Here is an 18529-nt window from a genome sequence, read left to right on the forward strand (position 1 = left end):
GGACGGAGGGGATCAAGTCGCTTGTGCACAAACGACTTGATCCCCTCCGTCCCCTTTTCTGGTTACCGCCAGTCGGTGATGCCTTCGCGGCGGTACACCTCGGCGAACGCCGGGCGCGCCTTCATCGACGTGGCATGTGCCTTGAGCACAGGCCAGGTGTCGCTGGGCTTCGGCATGTTGCGCGACCAGCGCATCAGCATCACCAGCATGTAGTCGACCACGCAGGGCGTGGTGCCCAGCAGGTAGGGGCCATGCGCCTGCAGGTGCGTGGCGACCTGCTGCCAGGCCGCCTCAAGGCGCTGACGGGCCATCTCGCGGCTCGCTTCGATATTTGCCTCGCCCGCCATTTCATGCGGATAGAACCAGGCACGATAGGCCGGCTGCAGCGTATTGGCACACCAGAACATCCAGCGGTAGGCATCGGCGCGCTGCGGCGTGCCCAGTGCGGGCAGCAGGTTGGCCTCCGGATGGCGGTCAGCCAGATACAGTGCGATCGCCGCCGCTTCGGTCAGTACCAAGCCATCGATCAGCAGCGTCGGCACCACACCGGCCGGATTCAGCGCCAGGTACTCCGCCGACTTGTGCTCGCGCGCGTCGAAATCCAGCAGCACCAGTTCGTGCTCGATGCCCAGCTCGATCAGCAGCCAGTGCACCACCAGCGCGGCGGTACTGGTTGAACCATACAGCGTGGTGCTCATGCGGCGGATCCTGTGCGGGTGGATCCGCCGATTATGCACCCGCGCGCGCGGTCGCTGCTCAGCCGCAGATGCTCATGCAGGAATCCCGGCGTTCGCCACAGGACATCATCGGCGCGCGCATCGTGCAGTCATGCGCCTTCAGTTCGCAGGCACGGCGCAGGTCCGGGTTGTCCACATCCTTGCAGCGCTTGTCCGGCGCCGGCACCACCTGCTGCTCGCAATTGCTCTGGCGACTGCCGAGGGAGTCATTCTGCGCCATGCAGCTGCGATAGTCGGCCTGGCACTGCATGCGGCACTGCGAGGAGGCGGAGAAATCCGCACCTTCATAGGATGACGTTGTGCTGCAGCCGGCCAGGACCAGCAGGAACACAGCCGCGACGGATCGATGCAGGCGCATGGGCACATCCGGTGCAGGGGTGTTCCGACCTTAGCAGACTACGGTTACTCGTGCAGGCAGCGACGCGCGCCCCCGAATCAGTACACGGGAATGCCGGTGTCGGTGCGGACTTCATTCACGGTGCCGCCGCAGGAGAGCAGGCACTGGGCGTACGGAGCACTGCATGAAGGAAGCGCCGGGGAACCGCAGTAGGTGCCGGCGCCGTTGCCCCCTTCACAGTTGTGCCGCTGCTTGTCGTCGGCGATACCACTGCAACGGCTGATGATCCGGCTCTTCTCGCTTTCGCAGCTGCGCTGATCCGATTCCGCGCGGGCGCGGTTGTGGAAGTCGCACGTCGCCTTCTGGCTCTCGCAGACCGACGCGCAGATCCTCCCCGCTTCGTGGGTTGGCGGTTCGACGAAATAACGTGGCCCGCAGGCACTGCATGCCAGCGCAGCGACCAGCAACACGAAAACACGCGACCACTGCAGCACGATGGACTCCCTTCCAATACGTCAGACAGCGCACGTTAGCAGAGCACACCATCCACGGGCAGGCTGCATGCAACAACGGCGCCACACGGGCGCCGTTGTCTGGACCGGAACGGGAGGAATTACTCCACCACCACCGGAATCTTGCCGATGCGGGCCTGCCATTCGCGCGGGCCGGTCTTGTGCACCGATTCGCCAGTGGAGTCGACCGCCACGGTCACCGGCATGTCCTGCACGGTGAACTCGTAGATCGCTTCCATGCCGAGGTCGGCGAAACCAACCACCTTCGCCGCCTTGATCGCCTTGGACACCAGGTAGGCCGAACCACCGACGGCCATCAGGTAGGCCGACTTGTTGTCACGGATCGCCTCGATGGCCGCCGGGCCGCGCTCGGCCTTGCCGACCATGCCCAGCAGGCCGGTCTGTTCAAGCACTTGACGGGTGAACTTGTCCATGCGGGTGGCCGTGGTCGGGCCGGCCGGGCCCACTACTTCGTCACGCACCGGATCGACCGGGCCGACGTAGTAGATGAAGCGACCCTTCAGATCGACCGGCAGTTCCTCGCCCTTGTTGAGCATGTCGACCATGCGCTTGTGCGCGGCGTCGCGACCGGTCAGCAGCTTGCCGTTGAGCAGCAGGGTCTGGCCCGGCTTCCAGCTGGCCACGTCCTCCGGGGTGATCGTGTCCAGGTCCACGCGGGTGCCCTTGGACGAATCGTAGGTCAGCTTCGGCCAGTCCTCCAGCGACGGCGGGTCCAGCATCACCGGGCCGCTGCCATCCAGGGTGAAGTGCGCATGGCGGGTGGCCGCGCAGTTCGGGATCATCGCCACCGGCAGGTTGGCCGCGTGGGTCGGGTAATCGTTGATCTTGATGTCGAGCACGGTGGTCAGGCCACCCAGGCCCTGCGCGCCAATACCCAGCGCATTGACCTTCTCGTACAGCTCCAGGCGCAGCTCTTCAATGCGGTTGGACGCACCACGGGCCTGCAGCTCGGTGATGTCGATCGGCTCCATCAGCGCTTCCTTGGCCAGCAGCATCGCCTTCTCGGCGGTGCCGCCGATGCCGATGCCGAGCATGCCCGGCGGGCACCAGCCGGCGCCCATGGTCGGCACGGTCTTCAGCACCCAGTCGACGATGGAATCGGACGGGTTGAGCATGGCGAACTTGGTCTTGGCTTCCGAACCACCACCCTTGGCGGCGACGATGACTTCGACGGTGTTGCCCGGCACCACCTTGACGTTGACCACGCCCGGGGTATTGTCCTTGGTGTTGGTGCGCTTGCCGGCCGGGTCGGCCAGCACCGAGGCGCGCAGCTTGTTGTCCGGGTGCATGTAGGCGCGGCGCACGCCTTCGTTGGCCATGTCTTCCACGCCCATGGTGGCGTCGTCCCAACGCACGTCCATGCCGATTTCCAGGAACACGGTGACGATGCCGGTGTCCTGGCAGATCGGACGGTGGCCTTCGGCGCACATGCGCGAATTGATCAGGATCTGCGCCATCGCTTCCTTCGCGGCCGGCGACTCCTCGCGCTCGTAGGCGGCGGCAAGGTTCTTGATGTAGTCGACCGGGTGGTAGTACGAGATGTACTGCAGCGCGTCGGCGATGGACTGGATGAGGTCTTCCTGCTTGATCGATGTCACGACTTGCTCGCTTGCTGGAGGCTGGCGGGGGTAATCCCCCCATTTTACCCCCTCCCCCGGCCGCAGGGTGGTAGTGCCGGCCGCTGGCCTGCACTATCCACGCACACCCTCTGTCACGCCACGCGCCACTGCGGCGTCCTTGCCCACATGAACGCTGAAACCGCTTTCCAGACCCACCGTCCGCGCCTGATGGCGCTGGCCTACCGCCTGCTCGGCAGTCGCGCCGACGCCGAAGACGTGGTCCAGGATGCCTGGTTGCGCTGGTCCGGCGCCGACCCGGCGGCCGTCCGCGACCCCGAAGCCTGGCTGGTCACCACCACCACCCGGCTCGGCCTGGACCGGTTGCGCGCAGCCAAGCGCGAGCGCGTGCACTACGTCGGCCCGTGGCTGGCCGAGCCACTGGCGGTCACCCTGGAGCCCGACCCGGCGCCCGGCCCGGCGCAGCTGCATGCGTTTGCCGACGATGTCTCGGTGGCTTTCCTGACCCTGCTTGAACAGCTCGGCCCCGAGGAACGCGCCGCCTTCCTGCTGAAGGAAGCCTTCGACCACGACTACCGTGAGATCGCCGACCTGATCGGCCACAGCGAGGCCAACTGCCGGCAGCTGGTGCATCGTGCCCGGCAGCGCCTGCAGGCCGGGCGGCAACGCTTCAACGCCGACGCCAGCCAGCACCGGCAACTGCTCACGCGCTTCATGGACGCTTCCCAGCGCGGCGACAGCGAAGCGATCCAGGCCCTGCTGCACGCCAACGCGCTGCTGGTCTCCGACGGCGGTGGCGTGGTTACCGCGGCGATCCGCCCGCTGCTGGGCGCCGAGCGCATCGGCCGCCTGTTCTGGGCCATCGCCCGCCGCGGCGCGGCGCATCCGGCGCAGTTGGGCTACGTCAACGGCGAGCCGGCGATCCTGCGCTTCCAAGGCGATCGCCTGCACTCGATCACCACCATCGAAGTGGTCGATGGCCGCATCGCCAACGTGTACAGCGTGTTGAATCCGGAAAAGTTGCCGGACGTTGTCACGCGCGGTGACGGCACGGCGTCCTTGTAATGAAAGGCGGCCATCGTGGCCGCCGTGGAGCCGAAAATGTCCGACCACGCATCTCCCCGCGTCCCATACACCCGCCTGGCCGCCGAAGCCTTCAAGGGCCTGCTGGCCACCAGCCAGGCGGTGCATGACAGCTCGATCGATCCGACCCTGATGGAACTGGTGTTCCTGCGCGTGTCGCAGCTCAACGGCTGCGGCTACTGCATGGACATGCATGCCACCACGCTGCGCAAGGGCGGCATCGAGCCGCGCAAGCTCGATACCCTGCCGGCCTGGCACGAAAGCCGTTTCTTCGATGCCCGCGAGCGTGCGGCGCTGGGCTGGGCCGAAGCGCTGACCCGGCTGACCGACGGTGCACCGTCACAGGCGGCGTTCGATGCACTGGCACCGCACTTCGATGAGAAGGGCATCAGCGACCTGAGCATGGGCATCGCGGTGATCAATGCCTGGAACCGGCTGGGCGCCGGGCTGCTGCCGCCGCTGCCCTGAGCGCTTCGTTGACAGTGCCTGGACCGCCGGGCACTGTACCTGCCCCGCAGGAAGCATCCGAACGTCATGGCCGACGAAGCCCCCGACACGCCCAGCAAGGAGGCGCTGAAGGCGCTGACCCAGTACCGGGAGCGGGACACCGCGTCGCCCGAACTCCTGTCGACGCTTGAACGGCATGGACTGTTGTGGCCCGTCGAACATCCGGGCCATGAGGCCCTCCAGGTGCGGATGTTCGCCGCCTATGCCCGCGCCGACCGCCAGCATGTGGCAGACAACTTCATCCTCGGCGTGCAGGAGAACCGCAGCGACCTGCGCGCCGGGCTGTCGGCGTATGCGTTCATGGTGCACTTCCCCAGGCATCAGGAGCAGCCACACCCCAGCCTCGCCTGTGCGGTCTGCGGCCAGGTCCGCGAAGGCAGATTCGACCCGACCACCTGGGCGCGCGTCCGCCACAACATCGGGGTCGTGCTCGGCGGAAGCGTAAACGCCATCACCTTCCTGTTGGAACAACACAATCTGACGCCCAGACGGGCGCCCGGCGACATGAGCACACTGGTGGCACTGCTGCGGCTGCTGCACCACGAGAGCGACGCCAAGGACACCCCGTCGACCATCGTCAAACGCGTGCGCGCGCTGCCGGGCCTGAAACTGTCCGTCGAGCAGGCGCGTCACCTGCTGGATGCCCTGGGCCATGCCGGGCTGCTGCAGACCCCCGAGCATCCCGGCCTGGCGCAACGCTTCACCCGGGTCGGCCTGGCACCGCGCACGTCGCGCTCTTCGGACTGGAGCTATCCCGTCGATTTCTGGAAAGGCGCCTACGGCATCGACAGCGGGGCCCTGCGCTTCTGGTTCGCTCACCATCCTGCGCTGCTGGCTGCGCTGGACTGAGCGCGCAGGCGGCGCCGACGCGCTGCCCTGCCGGCGCATGGCAGGCATGCGCCCCGTTCATGCCTCCGCCACGCGCAGGGCGCGCACAATACGCACATGCCTGCTACCCCCACCGCTGGCGCTGCCGCCGCGAAGAAACCCAGCCTGCGCCAGCGCTTCAGGGCGATGCGCAACCTGCCACCGTTCCTGCGCATGGTCTGGAAGACCAGCCCCGCGCTCACCCTGGCCAGCCTTGGCCTGCGCCTGATCCGTGCACTGCTGCCGGTGGCGATGCTCTACGTCGGCAAGCTGATCATCGACAGCGCCCTGCACCTGAGCCAGCACGATGCCGGCTTCCCGCCACTGGGCGAGGCGCTGTCCAGCGGCATACTGAATCCGCTGCTGGGCCTGCTGGCGCTGGAATTCGGCCTGGCCATCGCCTCGGATCTGCTCGGCCGGCTGGTCAGCTACGCCGATGCTCTGCTCTCGGAACTGTTCGCCAACGTCACCAGCATCCGACTGATGGAACATGCGGCAACGCTGGATCTGGAGGACTTCGAGGACCCGGACCTGCAGGACAAGCTGGACCGTGCGCGGCGCCAGACCATGGGCCGGATGAACCTGATGAGCCAGTTGTTCGGCCAGGTGCAGGACGCGATCACCGTGGCCAGCCTCGCCGTCGGCCTGCTGGTCTACGCGCCGTGGCTGATCCTCCTGCTGGCGCTGGCCCTGGTGCCGGCCTTCATCGGCGAATCGCACTTCAACGCGGCCGGCTACAGCCTCAACTTCCAGTGGACGCCCGAGCGCCGCCAGCTCGACTACCTGCGCCAGCTCGGTGCCAGCGTGGAAACGGCCAAGGAAGTGAAGATCTACAACCTGCACCGCTTCCTGGTGGAGCGCTACCGGCGCCTGTCGGTCGCGCTGTTCCAGGCCAACCGCGCCCTGGCCCGGCGCCGCGCGTTCTGGGGCACGCTGCTGGCCGCACTGGGCACGCTGGGCTACTACACCGCCTACGCCTACATCGCCTGGCGCACGGTGCGCGGCGACTTTTCGATCGGCGACCTGACCTTCCTCGCCGGCAGTTTCCTGCGCCTGCGCCAGCTGCTGGAGGGCCTGTTGATCGGGTTCTCGCAGGTGGCCAGCCAGGCGCTGTACCTGGATGACCTGTTCTCGTTCTTCCAGATCCAGCCGGAAATCCACTCGCGCGAAGGTGCAGTGCGCGTGCCGCAGCCGATCCGCCAGGGCTTCGTGTTCGAGAACGTCGGCTTCCGCTACCCGGATGCCGAGCAATGGGCGGTGCGCCACCTTGATTTCCAGCTGCAGGCCGGCGAAGTACTGGCGCTGGTCGGTGAGAACGGCGCCGGCAAGACCACCCTGGTGAAGCTGCTGGCGCGGCTGTACGAACCGGACGAGGGCCGCATCCTGCTCGATGGCCGCGACCTGCGCGACTACGACCTGGACGACCTGCGCGCCAACCTCGGGGTGATCTTCCAGGACTTCGTGCGCTACAACCTCAGCGCCGGCGAGAACATCGGCGTCGGCCAGGTCGAGGCGATGGACGATCAGGCACGCATCGCCGACGCCGCGCGGCGCGGCATGGCCGAGGAAGTGATCGACGACCTGCCCGGCGGCTACAACCAGCTGATCGGTCGCCGCTTCAAGCAGGGCGTGGACCTGTCCGGTGGCCAATGGCAGAAGATCGCCATCGCCCGTGCATGGATGCGCAATGCGCAGGTGATGATCCTGGATGAGCCAACGGCGGCGCTGGATGCGCGAAGTGAGTTCGAGGTGTTCCAGCGGTTCAGGGAACTGGCGGATAATCGCACCGCAGTGCTGATTTCCCACCGTTTTTCCTCGGTACGCATGGCCGATCGCATCCTGGTGCTGGCCGATGGCCGGATCGAGGCCAGCGGCACCCATGAAGAGCTGATGGCCCAGGGCGGCCGCTACGCCGAGCTGTTCGAGCTGCAGGCGGCCGGCTACCGCTGAGAACGCCTCTCGTTCCGCCTAATGAGAACCTGTCTCATTTGAGATAGAATCACCCCGACGACTTCCGATAGATACGCCCATGTCCTCCGCTTTTGGCGCCGAAACGGTGCTTGAGGTCCGTCATTGGACCGATGCCTACTTCAGCTTCACCCTCACCCGCGACAGCGGCTTCCGCTTCGAGAACGGCCAGTTCGTGATGATCGGCCTGGAAACCGAGGCGCGGCCGCTGCTGCGTGCGTATTCCATCGCCAGCGCCAACTGGGAAGAGCATCTGGAGTTCTTCAGCATCAAGGTGCAGGACGGCCCGTTGACCTCGCGCCTGCAGCACATCAAGCCGGGTGACAAGGTGCTGGTCGGCAAGAAGCCCACCGGCACCCTGCTGATCAGCGATCTGCACCCCGGCAAGAACCTGTACCTGCTGGGCACCGGCACCGGCATGGCACCGTGGCTGTCGGTCATCAAGGACCCGGAAACCTACGAGCGCTTCGAGAAGGTGATCCTCTGCCACGGCGTGCGCTACGAGAAGGACCTGGCCTACCGCGATTACTTCGAGAAGGAACTGCGTGAGCACGAATTCCTGGGCGAGATGATCGGTGACAAGCTGCTGTACTACCCGGCCGTCACCCGCGAGCCGTTCGCCAACCAGGGCCGCCTGACCCAGCTGATGGAAAGCGGCGAGATGCAGCGCACCCTCGGCCTGCCCGAGCTGAGCCCGGAGAACGACCGCGCGATGATCTGCGGCAGCCCGCAGATGCTGGCCGACCTGCGCAGCGTGCTCGATGCCCGTGGCTTCCAGGTCTCGCCGCGTATCGGCCAGCCGGGCCACTACGTGTTCGAACGCGCCTTCGTCGAGAAATAAGCAAAAAGGGGACGGAGGGGATTAAGTCGTTTGTGCACAAACGACTTAATCCCCTCCGTCCCCTTTTCGGGTTCATCTCACAGCAGCGCTTCGATCTCGCCGCGCAGCTGCTCCGGCCTGGTGGTGGGCGCATGCCGCGACACCACCTGCCCCTGGCGGTCGACCAGGAACTTGCTGAAATTCCACTTGATGCGGGCGCTACCCAGCAGGCCGCGCTTTTCGCGTGACAACCATGCCCACAACGGATCAGCCCAGTCGCCGTTGACCTCGATCTTCTCCGACAGCGGGAAGCTGACCGGGTAGTCCAGCGAACAGAACTGGCGGATCTGCGCGGCGTCGCCGGGCTCCTGTGCACCGAACTGGTTGCATGGGAACCCGATCACCACCAGGCCACGCTCGCGATACTCCTGCCACAGCTGTTCCAGCCCGGTGTACTGCGGGGTGAAGCCACAGCGGCTGGCGACATTGACCAGCAGCATCGGGTGCCCCTGGTACCGGGTCAGGGCCTGCGGCTGGCCGTCGAGGTCGCGGAAGCTGAAGTCGTAGGCAGTGGTCATGGCAGCGGGCCGTGGGCGGTTAATGCATGGTACCCGCGCCCAGCCCCGGCAACATGCCTTTTGACACAAGTGCGGGCGCCGCCGGCCGGGTTACCCTCGGGCCCTTGTTTGCCTTACCGGAGTTCCTACCTTGACCACTCGCCTTGCCCTTGCCGTGGCCATGTCCCTCGGCCTTGCCCTGCCCGCCTTCTCGGCCGGCGCCGCCACCCCGGCTGCCAGCACCCATGCCCAGCAGGCCAATCCGTTCTTCGCCGAAAGCCCGCTGCCGCTGCATTTCCCGCAGTTCGACAAGATCAAGGACAGCGACTTCGCCCCGGCCTTCGACGCCGGCATGGCGCAGCAGCTGAAGGAAGTGGAGGCGATCGCCAACAACAAGACCAAGCCGACCTTCGACAACACCATCATCGCCCTGGAAAAGAGCGGTGACATCCTCGACCGTGCGACCACCGTGTTCTTCAGCCTGGTAGGCGCCGATACCAATGACACCCGCAAGAAGCTGCAGGCCGACTACTCGGCGAAGTTCGCCGCGCACAGCGATGCGATCGCGCTGAACGGCAAGCTGTTCGCCCGCATCCAGGCGCTGTACGACACCCGCAGCCAGCTGGGCCTGGACGCCGAAGGCGTGCGCCTGGTCGAGAAGTACTACGACAACTACGTGCGCGCCGGCGCCAAGCTGTCCGAGGCTGACAAGGCCACGCTGAAGGCGATGAACGCCGAGCTGGCCAACCTGGGCACCAAGTTCAGCCAGAACGTGCAGTCGGAAGTGAACGCTTCGGCGATCACCGTCGACGACGTCAAGGAGCTGGACGGCCTGTCCAAGGAGCAGATCGCTGCCGCCGCCGAAGCCGCCAAGGCCCGTGGCCTGGAAGGCAAGTACGTGATCACCCTGCTCAACACCACCGGCCAGCCGCCGCTGACCAACCTGGCCAACCGCGCCCTGCGCCAGAAGATCTACGAAGCCTCGACCACGCGCGGCAGCCGCGGCGGTGAGTTTGACAACACCGCGCTGGTCTCGCGCATCATGCAGCTGCGTGCCGACAAGGCCAAGCTGATGGGCTTCCCGAACTTCGCCGCCTACAACCTGACCAACCAGACCGCCAAGACCCCGGAAGCGGTCAACGCAATGCTGGGCAAGCTGGCTCCGGCCGCCGTGGCCAACGCCAAGCGCGAAGCCGCCGATCTGCAGGCGATGATCGACAAGGAACAGAAGGCCGCGCGCAAGCCGACCTTCCAGCTGGAACCGTGGGACTGGGCCTTCTACAGCGAGAAGGTGCGCCAGGCCAAGTACAACTTCGACGAGTCGCAGCTGAAGCCGTACTTCGAGATGAAGAACGTGCTGGAGAACGGCGTGTTCTACGCCGCCGGCCAGGAATTCGGCCTGACCTTCAAGCAGCGCACCGACCTGCCCGTCTACCACGATGACGTCACCGTCTACGACGTGTTCGACGCTGACGGCAGCCAGCTGGCGATCTTCATCTTCGACCCGTATGCACGCGCCTCCAAGCGCGGCGGTGCGTGGATGAACTCCTACGTCTCGCAGTCCAAGCTGACCGGCTTCAAGCCGGTGGTCGCCAACCACCTGAACATCCCGAAGCCGCCGGCCGGCCAGCCGACCCTGCTGACCTGGGATGAGGTGAACACCACCTTCCACGAGTTCGGCCACGCCCTGCACGGCATGTTCTCCAACGTGAAGTACCCGTACTTCTCGGGCACTTCGGTGCCGCGTGACTTCGTCGAGTTCCCCTCGCAGGTCAACGAAATGTGGTCGGATAATCCGGTCATCCTGAAGAACTACGCCAAGCACTACCAGAATGGTTCGGCGATGCCGCAGGCACTGCTGGACAAGGTGCTGGCAGCGGCCAAGTTCAACCAGGGCTTCGCCACCACCGAGTACCTGGGCGCGGCCATGCTTGATCAGCGCTGGCACCAGATCGGCGCCGACCAGGTGCCGGCCGCCAAGGACGTGATGGCCTTCGAGCGCGCCGCGCTGGAGAAGGACGGCATCTACTACGCGCCGGTTCCGCCGCGCTACAAGACCCCGTACTTCAGCCACATCATGGGCGGCTACTCGGCCGGCTACTACGCCTACATCTGGTCGGAAGTGCTCGACGCCAACACCCAGAAGTGGTTCAAGGACAACGGCGGCCTGAGCCGCAAGAACGGCGACCACTTCCGCGCCACCCTGCTGTCCAAGGGCGGCAGCGTGGATGCCATGCAGCTGTTCCGCGATTTCGCCGGCCACGAGCCGCAGATCGAACCGCTGCTGGAAAAGCGTGGCCTGACCGGCGCCGGCAACTGATCGCCCGCGCGGTAGCCTGAAACGAAAACCGCCCGGGAGACCGGGCGGTTTTTTGTTGGGGCATCCACGCATGGCGTGGATCTACTGGAGTGCGTCATGTGTGGATCGATGATGCCGGGGTTCGTGGCGCGGATGGATCGTGCCGACCAACGGTCGGCACCCACCAGTAGATCCACGCCATGCGTGGATGCTCTCCGGTCACCGCCGAAACAGTCGCTCCCACCACCGTCCTTTCGGCGTACCGGGCGTGGCAGCGGCAGTCGATGCGATATCCGGGTGCGCTGCCACGAACTCCGCCAGCTGTGCCGCCGCGGCCTCCGCATACAGCATCGCGCCATCCGGCGCGCAGTTCAGCAGATTGCTCAAGCTGGTCGATGCATTGAGATCCATCGGGTTCGGCTCGACCACCTCGCTGGCCTCCAGCAATCCGCATCCGCTGGCGATCGCGTAATCGACAACACGCCAGAAAACGACCAGGCGTCCATCGGAGAACAGCTCCTCCAGGCGCGCAGCCAGTGCGCTGTCCACTGCATGATCAGCGCGTAACTGCTTCAGCCGGGCATGCGTGATGAACACGCCACCACCATAGTTTTCACGTAGATGGTTGCCGGCGGCAGCATCCGCCCACTGCAACGGCACCAGTTGCCGCCAGTCCGCGAAATAGCGGGCGACCACCGGATCGTCGATGAAAAACGAAAGGGCGCTCCCGCGGAGATAGTGATACCGCCGAAGGTGGCCAGCCACGATCGCCAGGTACAAAGCGTGCCCCTTCTCGAAAGGCACTTCTGCGCTGATCGAGCGAGCCTCCTCGATGCGCTCCTGCAGCTGCTCCATGTAGAACGGCTCGATCTGGAACCGCTGCTGCAGCTCGGCGACCAGCGCGCCATCCTCCAGCGCACGGAAATAGATGTCACGGATCTCGGATTCCGCAATCGGATGATAGGTGATGTCCCAACCCATGCTGCGATGCCTTCAGTGAAGCGGTGATGCCGCTGGTCGACAAGTCTAGCGCCCACGTCACCCCAGCCAGGCACAGCGCCGACAACGCTCGCGCATGACGTCAAGCGATGTCGCTTCTTCCACGACCCGCACCATCGGTCGCGCAGGGCAGAAGTGCAGCCTCAACGTGGCGCCACGTACCCACCCGGCACGCCTTCCGGCGACAGCACCAGCTGCCACAGCTGCGCGTGCCGGCAACGGAAGGTGGCCATCGACCCGGCCAGGTAAAAGCGCCACATGCGCCGGAAGTGTTCGTCGTAGCGCGCATCCAGCCGCGGCCACGCCGCTTCCACGTTGCGCCGCCAGGCCTGCAGGGTCAGGTCGTAATCGGTGCCGAAGTTGTGCCAGTCCTCCAGCACGAAGCGGCCCTCGAACGCCTTGGTGATCTGCACCGCCGATGGCAGCATCGAGTTGGGAAAGATGTAGCGCGCGATCCACGGGTCGGTACGATGCCGCGAGATGTTGGTGCCGATGCTGTGCAGCAGCAGCAGGCCGCGCGGTGACAGGCAACGCCTGGCCACCTCGAAGAAGCTGGCGTAGTTCTTGTCGCCGACGTGCTCGAACATGCCGATCGAGAAGATCGCATCGAACGGCTCGTGCAGTTCGCGGTAGTCCTGTAGGCGGATCTCGATCGGCAGGCCGGCGCACAGTTCGCGGGCGAACTCGGCCTGCTCCTGCGAAATGGTCACGCCGACGCCACTGACACCGTAGCGCTCGGCGGCGAACTTCAGGGCTTCGCCCCAGCCACAGCCGATGTCCAGCACACGCTGCCCCGCGCGCAAGCCCAGCTTGCGGCAGACCAGGTCAAGCTTGGCTTCCTGCGCGGCGTCGAGATCGCCGGCATTGCGCCAGTAGCCACAGCTATAGACCAGGCGCTGGCCCAGCATGGCCTGGTAGAGATCATTGCCGAGGTCGTAGTGGCGGCGGCCCACCTCGTAGCTGCCCTGTCCCACCTGCAGGTTGAACAGGCGCGCCTTCAGTGCATCGGCCACTTCGCGCCAACCGTGCACCCGTTCGTCCAGGTGCGCCTGCATCAGGTGGACAAGGAATTCATCCAGGACGTTGGCATCCCACCAACCGTCCATGTAGCTCTCGCCGAGGCCAAGCGAGCCGTGCGCCATGACCCGCGCGAAGAAGCGCGGGTCATGAACCTGGATATCCTGTGGCTGGGAACCGCCGATGCGGACCCCGGCTTCCTGCAGCAGGCCGGCGACCCGCTCCTGCAACCCTGTATCCACGCCACCTCCTCGACTGCGGTCAACCGCGTGCGAACAGCTCCACGTAGTCCTTGGCCACGTGCGGCAACAGCACCGCCGCCGGTACATCGGCGGTCTGGGTGCCGTCCGAGTATGGACCCACCTGGTACGGCGGGAAAACAAAGCGCAGCGCGGTGATCTGCCCCTTGTCGTCGGTCAGCGGCTGGAACTGGCTGAAATTGTCGGCCTGCGGGCCGGTGCCGTCGGCAATCATGCGCGATGCGTTGCGCAGCGATTCCTGCAGCTGGGCCGGATCCATGTCCTCACCGCTGAGGCGGGTGGCCACGCGTTCACGCAGCTGGTCAGCGACGAAATTGCTGATCGCCTTCCAGCCCTTGGCATCGGCCACCAGCTTTTCGGCGCTGAGCATCTGCTGATGCTGCGGCAGCCACACGAATCGGGCCACCAGCGGTTCGCCATGGGCGCCACCGGTGTAGCGGCTGCCATCGGCACTGACCACCACCAGCTGCGGGGTTTCCAGCAGCTTCTCGAAGCTCAGCGACAGCTCGTACGGCATGGTCGGCTTGTCATTGCCCAGCCCGTCCAGCGCCTGTTGCAGGTCGCTGCGCGCACTCGTCGCATAGCTCTGCAGCGCGCGGGCCAAGCCCGGGTAGCGGTCGATGCCGGCCGGGTAGCTGATACCCACCACTTCGCGTTCGTTGTTCTCGATCACGTCGCGCAGGTCCAGCGGCGCTTCCGTGACCGGCGTTTCGCCTGCGGCGGTGGCCTCGGCGGCAGGCGCCGCGTCGGTCGCCGGTGCCGGCTCGCTCTCACGCTGGCAACCGGCCAGCAACAGCACGCTTACCACGCCGGCCAGCACGCTGCCGTGCAGTGGCCGGTTGTTTCCAATCTTCATCGGGATCCCCTGTTCATGTTTGTACATCATCGCCTGCCATGGCTGAAGCGTGGCCCGCTGGCATTCAGCCAACGAGCAGGTCGTGGTACTCCTCATGCCGCTGCAGGAAGGCCTCGGCGTAGGAACACGCCGGCACCACCTTGTACTTCTGCTCACGGGCAAAACGCAGCGCCACACGGGTCAGCTCACCGGCGATGCCTCGGCCGGCAATCGGCTCGGGCACCTCGGTATGCGTGATGACCATGCGCCTGCGTTTGATCTGGTAGTCCAGCACCGCCAGCTGTCCGCGCACACGGGCGGTGAAGCGATGGTTGGCCAGGTCGTGTTCGACCTCGTAGGCCAGACCGGGGGGCGTGACCGAAGCCATGGAACTGTCTCCTGCGGCGACTGCGTGGATGGTGCGCAGCCGGGCGCCATGATCGCGTGAAGCCTGAACAGGGGCAAGTCCGTTCCATTCACGTCAGTTTGCGACCCTCAAGCTGGAGCGCTGGCGGCCGCTATCGCCTGTGGAGGGGTACGGCCAGGCTGGCACGGCCCTTGCGACCGTTGATCATGCGCACCACCGCGGAGGCTCCGATGCACCCCAGCGATTCCAATTCAGATACCGACCGCGCCCTGCTGGAGGGCCTGCTGCAACTGGCGGTGGAGGGGCAGACCCAGGACCAGGATTTCCAGCGCATCGGCGAAGAAGTGTTCGCCCGCCTGCTGGATACCTACGGTCAGCAGCCCACGCTCTGAAACAGCGGGGGCGGATCGCTGCCGATCCGCCCCGCTCCCGGCATCAACCGCCGCCGAGGCGGAAGGTCGGGTTGGAGAGTTCGCGCAGGAAGTGAGTGAAGATGCTCGGCTGCATGGCCAGCATGAAGATCACGCCGAACGCCGCGCCTGCCAGGTGCGCGCTGTGGTTGATGCGGTCACCGCCGCGCTTGTCCATCCAGATGCTGTAGCCGACGTAGAACGCGGCGTAGACGATGGCCGGCGCCGGGATGAAGAACACCAGGATGATCGACCACGGCTTGATCAGGATGAAGGCGAACAGCACCGCCGACACCGCACCGGACGCACCCAGGCTGAGGTAGTTCGGGTTCTTCTGGTTCTTCAGGTAGCTGGGCAGGATCGAGACCAGCAGCGCACCGATGTAGAACGCGGGGTAGGTCAGGTAGCTGCCGGTCAGCTGCACCATCACGCTCTCGATGAATCCCCCGAAGAAGAACAGGGTGATCATGTTGAAGATCAGGTGCGACCAGTCGGCGTGGATGAAGCCATAGGTCACCAGCCGGTCGTACTGGCGGTGACGGTCGATGGCCGGCGGCCACAGGATCAGGCGGTCGGCCAGCTTGCGGTTGTTGAACGCCATCCACGAAAGGATGGCGGTGATGGCGATCAACAGCAGATTGACGGGGGTCATGTCAGGCTCAGGCGCTACGGTAGTTGTCGACCATACGATAGTGTTTCGCGTACCAACCGAAGGCCAACGCCGCGACGAAGGCGAAACCGGCGAAGAAGAACATCAGGAACGCCGCCTCGCTCAGGCCCGTACTGGCGATCTTGTGGGTCACCGCATCGTTGCGCACCGCCGCGTTGGACAGCAGCACCCACAGGTTGCCGATGGTTGTGGTCAGGTTCCAGAAGCTCATCACCACGCCCTTCATCGCCTGCGGCGCCTGGCTGTAGGCGAACTCCAGGCCGGTGGCCGAGACCAGCACCTCACCGAAGGTCAGCAGCGCATACGGCAGCATCTGCCAGAAGATCGACATGGCGTTGCCCCCGTCCATCACCACCTGGATGCCGCCGACCACGATCCAGGCCAGACCGCTGAAGGCGATGCCGGCGGTCATGCGGCGCAGCGCGGTCGGCTCGAAGCCGAAGCGGCGCAGGGCCGGGTACAGCACCAGGTTGTTGAACGGAATCAGGATCATCACCAGCAGCGGGTTCAGTGCCTGCATCTGCGAGGCGGTGAACCAGCTCGGCATCTGCATCTGCTGGCCCTGCAGGACCCAGGTCGAGGCCTTCTGGTCGAACAGCGAGAAGAACGGCGTGGTCAGCGCGAAGATCACCAGCACCCGCAGCACCGAGCGCACGCCTTCGACGGCTTCGGCCGGATGCTGGCCACGGGCGCGATCGAGCTGCAGCCAGGTGCCACCACCGATACCGGCCAGGATCGATACCAGCGCCAGGCACAGGCAGATCACGATGCCCAGCGAGCCAACCAGGCCGAACGAGGCCACTGCCAGCACCAGGCCGAGCACGGCGATCACCAGGCCCGGACGGCCCTGGCCGGCCACGCGCGTGGTCAGTGCGGTACGCACCACGTTGGCGAACGAATGCGGATCCTTCGGCGGCAGCGGCACCAGCACGTAGCGCTTGCGGCCCAGCCAGAACACGAAGGTGGCGATGAACATCAGGATGCCCGGGATGCCGAACGCCCACTGCGGGCCCCAGTTCTTCAGCACCAGCGGGATCAGCAGCGAGGCGAACAGCGAGCCGAAGTTGATGATCCAGTAGAAGGCGTCGAAGACGATCTTGGCCAGGTGCTTGTTGCTCTGGTCGAACTGGTCGCCCATGAACGAGGCCACCAGCGGCTTGATGCCACCGGCACCGAGCGCGATCAGGCCCAGGCCGAGGAAGAAGCCCTCGCGGCTGTTCTCGAACAGCGCCAGGCACAGGTGGCCGGCACAGTAGACCAGGCTGAACCAGAGAATGGTGTGGTACTTGCCGAAGAACCTGTCGGCCAGCCAGCCTCCGAGCAGCGGGAAGAAATACACGCCGATCATGAAGCTGTGCATGATGTCCTTGGCTTCACCGGCACGGCCTTCCGCAGTGATTTCCTGCAGCAGCAGCGAGGTGATCAGGAACTGCACCAGGATGTTGCGCATCCCGTAGAAACTGAACCGCTCGCAGGCCTCATTGCCGATGATGTACGGGATCTGGCGCGGCATCTTTCCCTGGCCGGCGATGGGGGCAACTGCGTCGTGGCTCATCCTGTAAGGCAATCCTGCAAAGCGAAAGGCGCAAGATTACCGGAAGCAGGGCTTGCGAAGCACGCTGCAGGGCTGCATGACAACGGTGCCAATCCATGGCAGGCAGCGACACTCCGTGTCGGAAGTCACGGCACCTGCACGACAAAAGCGTAAACTTATCGTTATGTGCCCCCTCGCCCCCGCCCGTCTCCTGCTCAGTTGCCTGGTGCTGCTGATGGCGTTGCAGGCACAGGCGCGGCCGCAGGCAACGGCCGCCACTGCCAGTGACAACGAGCCCCGGCAACTGACCGTGGCCGCGCTGGAACTGCCCAGCCGCGATGACGCGCAATGGAAGTTGCGCCGTGAGCAGGTCGCACAGTTGCTGACCGACCTGCAGCCGGACGTGATCTCGGTGCAGCAGGTGCTGCAGCAGCGGGGCCGCAATCCGGCCTGCTGGCTGGCCAGCCGGCTGCGCTACAGCTGCGACTTCGTTACCGCCGATCCGCCCAGCCAGCCGTTGCGGCATGGCAACGCGATGCTGACCCGGCTGCCGGTCAGCGAGGATGGCGTGACCCTGCTGCACCCACCCGGCACCTTCAGCGCCGCCGGCATGATGCGGCTGAAGCTGGGCGAGGCACTGGTCAACATCTATGTGGCACGGCTGCGCCCGGACCCGGACGAGGCCACCGCCCGCCAGCATCAGACCAGCGACCTGATGACCTGGGTCGGCGCCACCGCCGAGGGCATGCCCAGCCTGATTGCTGGCGATTTCTCGGCCAACACGGTGGAACTGGTGCGCAGCACGCCGGGTTTCCAGCCGGCCCGGCGCAATCCCGGCGGCCGCGCCGAAGCGCCGGCGGCCAGTGGCGGTGGCAGCAGCGGCCACGGCCTGGATGTGCTGTTCCAGGTCAAGCACTTCGGCGGCATCCGCCAGCAGCCGATCCTGCTGCCAGCCGACGGCGACCTGCCCGGCCTGCGCCTGGGCGTGATGGCGACCCTGCGCCTGCAGGGTGATACGGCCACGGCCGAATAGGTAGTGCCGGCCGCTGGCCGGCTCCTCGGGTACCACACGATTGCCGGCCAGCGGCCGGCACTACCGAATGACTCCTGCAACAGAAAAGGCCGGGGTCTCCCCCGGCCTTCTCAGTTCAT

The 18529-nt window shown here is 65.7% G+C and carries 19 protein-coding genes; 8 read left to right on the forward strand and 11 right to left on the reverse strand.

All coding sequences use genetic code 11. The features are described 5' to 3' along the window. Positions 1–62: 62 nt before the first annotated feature. From ACZK3J_RS15120 to ACZK3J_RS15135, 4 genes are all read right to left on the reverse strand, one after another. Complete coding sequence (locus ACZK3J_RS15120; protein ID WP_049398760.1) at positions 63–698, reverse strand: glutathione S-transferase family protein; 636 nt, start codon at positions 696–698, stop codon at positions 63–65. Between the two features lie 58 nt (positions 699–756). Further along, a complete protein-coding gene (locus ACZK3J_RS15125; RefSeq protein WP_049460571.1) occupies positions 757–1095 on the reverse strand; it encodes a hypothetical protein in 339 nt (112 codons plus the stop codon). Positions 1096–1172: 77 nt separating this feature from the next. After that, positions 1173–1568 carry a hypothetical protein gene (locus ACZK3J_RS15130; RefSeq protein ID WP_049421524.1) on the reverse strand — a complete coding sequence of 132 codons (396 nt, stop codon included), beginning with the start codon at positions 1566–1568 and terminating at the stop codon, positions 1173–1175. A gap of 119 nt (positions 1569–1687) precedes the next feature. Further along, a complete protein-coding gene (locus ACZK3J_RS15135; RefSeq protein WP_049460574.1) occupies positions 1688–3205 on the reverse strand; it encodes a fumarate hydratase in 1518 nt (505 codons plus the stop codon). A 147-nt stretch (positions 3206–3352) separates the two neighbouring features. Between ACZK3J_RS15135 and ACZK3J_RS15140 the strand changes: the two genes are divergently transcribed. The 5 genes from ACZK3J_RS15140 (at position 3353) to ACZK3J_RS15160 (ending at position 8450) form a co-directional block, all read left to right on the forward strand. Further along, positions 3353–4249, forward strand: a complete 897-nt coding sequence (locus ACZK3J_RS15140; RefSeq protein WP_049460576.1) for an RNA polymerase sigma-70 factor — start codon at positions 3353–3355, stop codon at positions 4247–4249. A 36-nt stretch (positions 4250–4285) separates the two neighbouring features. Next, on the forward strand, positions 4286–4735 hold the full coding sequence (locus tag ACZK3J_RS15145) for a carboxymuconolactone decarboxylase family protein (protein ID WP_012511595.1): 450 nt from the start codon (positions 4286–4288) through the stop codon (positions 4733–4735). 66 nt (positions 4736–4801) lie between these two features. Next, the gene (locus tag ACZK3J_RS15150; RefSeq protein WP_164161915.1) at positions 4802–5623 is read left to right on the forward strand and encodes a hypothetical protein; all 822 of its coding nucleotides are present in this window, start codon (positions 4802–4804) and stop codon (positions 5621–5623) included. A 96-nt stretch (positions 5624–5719) separates the two neighbouring features. Then, positions 5720–7591: an ABC transporter ATP-binding protein gene (locus ACZK3J_RS15155; RefSeq protein WP_107433037.1), complete on the forward strand. Its 1872-nt coding sequence runs from the start codon at positions 5720–5722 to the stop codon at positions 7589–7591. 79 nt (positions 7592–7670) lie between these two features. Continuing rightward, complete coding sequence (locus tag ACZK3J_RS15160) at positions 7671–8450, forward strand: ferredoxin--NADP reductase (RefSeq protein ID WP_046984352.1); 780 nt, start codon at positions 7671–7673, stop codon at positions 8448–8450. Positions 8451–8527: 77 nt separating this feature from the next. Here ACZK3J_RS15160 and ACZK3J_RS15165 read toward each other — a convergent pair whose 3' ends face one another. Continuing rightward, complete coding sequence (locus ACZK3J_RS15165; protein ID WP_134951896.1) at positions 8528–9007, reverse strand: glutathione peroxidase; 480 nt, start codon at positions 9005–9007, stop codon at positions 8528–8530. Positions 9008–9137: 130 nt separating this feature from the next. On the opposite strand from ACZK3J_RS15165, the gene ACZK3J_RS15170 reads away from it, so the two are divergent. Continuing rightward, positions 9138–11306 carry a M3 family metallopeptidase gene (locus ACZK3J_RS15170; protein WP_134951897.1) on the forward strand — a complete coding sequence of 723 codons (2169 nt, stop codon included), beginning with the start codon at positions 9138–9140 and terminating at the stop codon, positions 11304–11306. Between the two features lie 198 nt (positions 11307–11504). Here the strand turns inward: ACZK3J_RS15170 and ACZK3J_RS15175 are convergent, their stop codons facing one another. From ACZK3J_RS15175 to ACZK3J_RS15190, 4 genes are all read right to left on the reverse strand, one after another. After that, positions 11505–12266: a hypothetical protein gene (locus ACZK3J_RS15175; protein ID WP_049462195.1), complete on the reverse strand. Its 762-nt coding sequence runs from the start codon at positions 12264–12266 to the stop codon at positions 11505–11507. A 161-nt stretch (positions 12267–12427) separates the two neighbouring features. Then, positions 12428–13543: a cyclopropane fatty acyl phospholipid synthase gene (gene cfa / locus ACZK3J_RS15180; RefSeq protein ID WP_277779148.1), complete on the reverse strand. Its 1116-nt coding sequence runs from the start codon at positions 13541–13543 to the stop codon at positions 12428–12430. Between the two features lie 19 nt (positions 13544–13562). Next, entirely contained in the window at positions 13563–14444 is an 882-nt protein-coding gene (locus ACZK3J_RS15185; RefSeq protein ID WP_049462196.1) for a DUF3298 and DUF4163 domain-containing protein, read from the reverse strand. A gap of 37 nt (positions 14445–14481) precedes the next feature. Continuing rightward, positions 14482–14784: a GNAT family N-acetyltransferase gene (locus ACZK3J_RS15190; RefSeq protein ID WP_006455911.1), complete on the reverse strand. Its 303-nt coding sequence runs from the start codon at positions 14782–14784 to the stop codon at positions 14482–14484. A 209-nt stretch (positions 14785–14993) separates the two neighbouring features. Here ACZK3J_RS15190 and ACZK3J_RS15195 point away from each other — a divergent pair, with 209 nt between their 5' ends. Continuing rightward, the gene (locus tag ACZK3J_RS15195) at positions 14994–15155 is read left to right on the forward strand and encodes a hypothetical protein (protein ID WP_277779147.1); all 162 of its coding nucleotides are present in this window, start codon (positions 14994–14996) and stop codon (positions 15153–15155) included. 43 nt (positions 15156–15198) lie between these two features. Here the strand turns inward: ACZK3J_RS15195 and ACZK3J_RS15200 are convergent, their stop codons facing one another. Both ACZK3J_RS15200 and ACZK3J_RS15205 read right to left on the reverse strand, forming a co-directional pair. Continuing rightward, positions 15199–15825 (reverse strand): rhomboid family intramembrane serine protease, encoded by a 627-nt coding sequence (locus tag ACZK3J_RS15200; RefSeq protein WP_010486760.1) that lies wholly within the window; start codon positions 15823–15825, stop codon positions 15199–15201. A 7-nt stretch (positions 15826–15832) separates the two neighbouring features. Beyond that, the gene (locus ACZK3J_RS15205) at positions 15833–17398 is read right to left on the reverse strand and encodes a POT-type proton-dependent oligopeptide transporter (RefSeq protein WP_478476040.1); all 1566 of its coding nucleotides are present in this window, start codon (positions 17396–17398) and stop codon (positions 15833–15835) included. A 163-nt stretch (positions 17399–17561) separates the two neighbouring features. Here ACZK3J_RS15205 and ACZK3J_RS15210 point away from each other — a divergent pair, with 163 nt between their 5' ends. Beyond that, positions 17562–18410, forward strand: a complete 849-nt coding sequence (locus tag ACZK3J_RS15210; protein ID WP_414578531.1) for an endonuclease/exonuclease/phosphatase family protein — start codon at positions 17562–17564, stop codon at positions 18408–18410. Positions 18411–18529 lie beyond the last annotated feature (119 nt).

This window comes from Stenotrophomonas sp. 86428_Sma (assembly GCF_056481585.1).

What these genes read in the sequence shown, in the direction of transcription:
- ACZK3J_RS15120 (WP_049398760.1), bottom strand. Translation starts at nt 698, where the DNA reads ATGAGCACCACGCTGTATGGTTCAACCAGTACCGCCGCGCTGGTGGTG.
- ACZK3J_RS15125 (WP_049460571.1), bottom strand. Translation starts at nt 1,095, where the DNA reads ATGCGCCTGCATCGATCCGTCGCGGCTGTGTTCCTGCTGGTCCTGGCC.
- ACZK3J_RS15140 (WP_049460576.1), top strand. Translation starts at nt 3,353, where the DNA reads ATGAACGCTGAAACCGCTTTCCAGACCCACCGTCCGCGCCTGATGGCG.
- ACZK3J_RS15145 (WP_012511595.1), top strand. Translation starts at nt 4,286, where the DNA reads ATGTCCGACCACGCATCTCCCCGCGTCCCATACACCCGCCTGGCCGCC.
- ACZK3J_RS15150 (WP_164161915.1), top strand. Translation starts at nt 4,802, where the DNA reads ATGGCCGACGAAGCCCCCGACACGCCCAGCAAGGAGGCGCTGAAGGCG.
- ACZK3J_RS15155 (WP_107433037.1), top strand. Translation starts at nt 5,720, where the DNA reads ATGCCTGCTACCCCCACCGCTGGCGCTGCCGCCGCGAAGAAACCCAGC.
- ACZK3J_RS15160 (WP_046984352.1), top strand. Translation starts at nt 7,671, where the DNA reads ATGTCCTCCGCTTTTGGCGCCGAAACGGTGCTTGAGGTCCGTCATTGG.
- ACZK3J_RS15165 (WP_134951896.1), bottom strand. Translation starts at nt 9,007, where the DNA reads ATGACCACTGCCTACGACTTCAGCTTCCGCGACCTCGACGGCCAGCCG.
- ACZK3J_RS15175 (WP_049462195.1), bottom strand. Translation starts at nt 12,266, where the DNA reads ATGGGTTGGGACATCACCTATCATCCGATTGCGGAATCCGAGATCCGT.
- ACZK3J_RS15185 (WP_049462196.1), bottom strand. Translation starts at nt 14,444, where the DNA reads ATGTACAAACATGAACAGGGGATCCCGATGAAGATTGGAAACAACCGG.
- ACZK3J_RS15190 (WP_006455911.1), bottom strand. Translation starts at nt 14,784, where the DNA reads ATGGCTTCGGTCACGCCCCCCGGTCTGGCCTACGAGGTCGAACACGAC.
- ACZK3J_RS15195 (WP_277779147.1), top strand. Translation starts at nt 14,994, where the DNA reads ATGCACCCCAGCGATTCCAATTCAGATACCGACCGCGCCCTGCTGGAG.
- ACZK3J_RS15200 (WP_010486760.1), bottom strand. Translation starts at nt 15,825, where the DNA reads ATGACCCCCGTCAATCTGCTGTTGATCGCCATCACCGCCATCCTTTCG.
- ACZK3J_RS15205 (WP_478476040.1), bottom strand. Translation starts at nt 17,398, where the DNA reads ATGAGCCACGACGCAGTTGCCCCCATCGCCGGCCAGGGAAAGATGCCG.
- ACZK3J_RS15210 (WP_414578531.1), top strand. Translation starts at nt 17,562, where the DNA reads ATGTGCCCCCTCGCCCCCGCCCGTCTCCTGCTCAGTTGCCTGGTGCTG.